Source organism: Kitasatospora sp. NPDC007106 (assembly GCF_040634455.1).
In the GTDB taxonomy this organism is placed as follows: domain Bacteria; phylum Actinomycetota; class Actinomycetes; order Streptomycetales; family Streptomycetaceae; genus Kitasatospora; species Kitasatospora arboriphila.
In genome coordinates this window covers 1-3,820 of sequence record NZ_JBEYFP010000585.1, presented here as the reverse complement: position 1 = coordinate 3,820, position 3,820 = coordinate 1, and the positions used below count along the sequence as shown (strand labels likewise).

Sequence of the window (3,820 nt, the reverse complement as noted above, 5' to 3'; positions counted from 1 at the left end):
GGGCACCTTTCAGCCTTCGGCCGGGAGGTGCCCCCACGCGCCCCTGTCTTCGCAGAGCCTGATCCGTGCGGTCACCCGCTTCCGGGTTGCGCGGTTCCCCGCGCCCCTATGGGTTGGCCCGTCTCCGTGGGCGTGGGTCTGCGGCTGAGGGGGCTGGGCCACCACATGTGGCGGTCGAGGTCCATGGTGAGGGCGGTGACGAGGACGGAGCGGACGACGAGGGTGTCCAGCAGGACGCCGAGGGCGACCGCGAAGCCGATCTCGGCGAAGCCCACGATGGGCAGGGTGCCGAGGACGCCGAAGGTGGCGGCGAGGATCAGGCCGGCCGAGGTGATGACGCCGCCGGTGGCGGCCAGGCCGGCGACCGCGCCGGCTCTGGTGCCGCGGTGCAGCGACTCCTCGCGGACGCGGGTCATCAGGAAGATGTTGTAGTCGATGCCCAGTGCCACCAGGAAGACGAAGACGAACAGCGGGAAGGCGTTGTCCTCGCCCTCGAAGTGGAAGCCGTGCGTGAAGACGAAGGCGCTGATGCCGAGCGCGGCGGTGTAGGAGAGCACCACCGTGCCGATCAGCACCAGCGGGGCGACCACGGCCCGCAGCAGGATCGCCAGCACGGCCAGCACCACGACCAGCACCAGCGGGATGATCACCCGGTTGTCATTGCCGGCGGCGCGCCCGGCGTCGAGGACGACCGCGGTGTTGCCGCCGACCTGGGCGTCGGCCTCCGGCAGGGCGTGGACGTTGGCCCGGACCCGGTCGACGGTGTCCTTGGCCGCCTGGCTGTCCGGCGGGTCGGTGAGGGTGGCCTGGAAGAGCGCCTGGCCGTTCTTGGCGAGCACGGGGGTGGCGCCGGCGATGCCCTCGGTGGAGGTGGTGACGGTCCGGACGCGTTCCCCGGAGGCGGCGGTGCTCACGATGGTGAGCGGTGCTCCGGTGCCGCCGGGGAAGTGCTCGGCGAGGACCTGCTGGCCGACCACGGAGTCCGGCTTGCCGGTGAAGGTGCCGGCGGTGGAGAGCCCGGTGGCGTTCAGCGCGATCAGGCCGAGGCTGCAGACGGCGAGCGCCAGGGCGGTGCCCGTCCAGACCTTGCGGGGGCGGCGGCCGATCCAGGCGCCGATGTGCGCCCAGCGGCCGGTCTTGGTGGGCTCGGGGGTGCCGTACGCGGGGCGGACCGGCCAGAACACCCAGCGGCCGACGATCACCAGGGCGGCGGGCAGCAGGGTGAGCATGGCGCCGAGCGCGACGAGCACGCCGATCGCGCAGACCGGGCCGAGGCCTCTGGTGGAGTTCATCTCGGCGACCAGCAGGCAGAGCATCGAGGCGACCACGGTGACCGAGCTGGCCAGGATGGCCGGGCCGGCCCGGTGCAGGGCGAACGCCATCGCCTCGTGGCGGTCCTCGTGGCGGCGCAGTTCCTCCCGGTAACGGGCGGTGAGCAGCAGGGCGTAGTCGGTGCCCGCGCCGAGCACGAGGACGATCAGGATGCCGGCGCTCTGCGCGTTGACGGTGAGGCCGGCGTGCGCGGCCAGCACGTAGATGACGGCCTCGGCGACGATCAGGGCGGCGCCGGCGGACAGGAGCGGCAGCAGCCAGAGCACCGGGCTGCGGTAGGTGAGCAGCAGCAGCACGATCACCACGGTGATGGTGGCGAAGAGCAGGGTGCTGTCGATGCCGGCGAAGGCCTCGGCCTGGTCGGCGCCGACGCCGGCCGGGCCGGTGACGTGCGTGGTCATGCCGTCGCTGTTCTCGGCGGCGGTGGCGCGCAGGCTGTCGACGGCGGGTTGCAGGTCCTTCCAGCCGCCGGTGCCGATGTCCACGGGCACCACGGTCTGCATGGCCTTGCCGTCGGCGGAGACCTGCGGTCCGACCACCGGTCCGCGGACGTGCGGGGCGTCGGCGAAGGCCGCGGCGTCCCTGACCGCCTCGGCCTTGTTGGCCGGGGTGATGCCGTTGTCGTTCTGGTAGACGACCACGGCCTGGGCGATGTCGACGGGGAAGAAGGCGCGCTGCTCGTTCAGCACCTGGGTGGACTCGGCGTTGCCGGGCAGCCAGCTGCTGGCCTCGTTGTCCTCGGCGTCGGTGAGCTTGCCGGCCAGCGGCACGGCGACGATCAGCAGCACCAGCCAGAACGCCAGCACCACCCACTTGGCGCGCCGGCCGCACGGCAGTGCGGCAAGCCTTGCGGACGGGCTCATCGGGTACCCCCTTGCGGGCCCTCGGCTGCTCCCTCGGCCGCTCCGGTGCCCCCGTCCGGCGGGGCGCACGGCCTCTCCCAGCATGCCACCGGAGGGCGGTCGGTGACGGATCGGGCGGCCGGCACCGGCCCGCCCGTGCGCCGCCGGCGAGGTCTATCGTGTGGCTCATGAGCTCACACTTCGACGTCGTGGTCCTGGGTGCCGGCCCGGGCGGCTACACCGCCGCGGTCCGGTCCGCGCAGCTCGGGCTTCGCACGGCGGTCATCGAGACCAAGTACTGGGGCGGCGTCTGCCTGAACGTCGGTTGCATCCCCTCGAAGGCGCTGCTGCGCAACGCCGAGCTGGCGCACATCTTCACCAAGGAGGCCAAGACCTTCGGCATCAAGGTCGAGGGCAGCGTCAGCTTCGACTACCGCGAGGCGTTCCTGCGCAGCCGCAAGGTCGCGGAGGGCCGGGTGGCCGGCATCCACTACCTGACGAAGAAGAACGGCATCACCGAGTTCGACGGCTGGGGCACCTTCGTCGACGACCACACCCTGCAGGTCTCGCTGACCGCGGGCGGCGTCGAGACGGTGACGTTCGACCACTGCATCATCGCGGCGGGCGCCACCACGCGGCTGCTGCCGGGCACCTCGCTCAGCGACCGGGTGGTGACCTACGAGGAGCAGATCCTCGCCGACACCCTGCCGGAGAGCATCATCATCGCGGGTGCCGGCGCGATCGGCGTCGAGTTCGCGTACGTGCTGCACAACTACGGCGTGAAGGTGACGATCGTCGAGTTCCTGGACCGGATGGTGCCGCTGGAGGACGCGGACGTCTCGGCGGAGCTGGCGAAGCGGTACAAGCGGCTCGGCATCGAGGTGCTGACGTCGACCCGGGTCGACGCGATCGACGACTCGGACCCGAACGCCAAGGTCCGGGTGACCGTCACCCAGAACGGCGCGCAGAAGGTGCTGGAGGCCGACAAGGTGCTCCAGGCGATCGGCTTCGCGCCGCGCACCCAGGGCTACGGCCTGGAGGTCACGGGTGTGAAGCTGACCGAGCGCGGCGCGATCGCCGTGGACGGCCGCAGTCGCACCAACGTGCCGCACATCTACGCGATCGGTGACGTCACCGCCAAGCTGATGCTGGCGCACGCGGCGGAGTCGATGGGCGTCATCGCGGCGGAGACCATCGCGGGCGCGGAGACCATGGAGCTCGACTTCGTGATGATCCCGCGCGCCACGTACTGCCAGCCGCAGATCGCCAGTTTCGGCTGGACGGAGGCGCAGGCCCGCGAGCAGGGCCACGACGTCAAGGTGGTGAAGTTCCCCTTCACCGCGAACGGCAAGGCGCACGGACTCGGCGACGCGGCCGGCTTCGTCAAGCTGATCAGCGACAACAAGCACGGCGAGCTGCTCGGCGCCCACCTGATCGGCCCCGAGGTCACCGAGCTGCTGCCGGAGCTGACCCTGGCCCAGCAGTGGGACCTGACGGTGCACGAGGTCGCCCGCAACGTGCACGCGCACCCGACGCTGGGCGAGGCGGTCAAGGAGGCCGTGCACGGCCTCGCCGGGCACATGATCAACTTCTGATCGGCCGCCGCGGCACTCTCTGCGGCCGGCGGTGACGGCCCACCGGGTCGC

2 protein-coding genes are annotated in these 3,820 nt (G+C 71.7%); one reads left to right on the top strand and one right to left on the bottom strand.

Annotated elements, in window-relative coordinates; genetic code table 11:
* Positions 1 to 71 precede the first annotated feature (71 nt).
* A complete protein-coding gene (locus ABZ641_RS28850) occupies positions 72 to 2,195 on the bottom strand; it encodes an MMPL family transporter (protein WP_359986404.1) in 2,124 nt (707 codons plus the stop codon).
* Positions 2,196 to 2,362: 167 nt separating this feature from the next.
* Between ABZ641_RS28850 and lpdA the strand changes: the two genes are divergently transcribed.
* Positions 2,363 to 3,769: a dihydrolipoyl dehydrogenase gene (gene lpdA / locus ABZ641_RS28845; RefSeq protein ID WP_359986402.1), complete on the top strand. Its 1,407-nt coding sequence runs from the start codon at positions 2,363 to 2,365 to the stop codon at positions 3,767 to 3,769.
* Positions 3,770 to 3,820 lie beyond the last annotated feature (51 nt).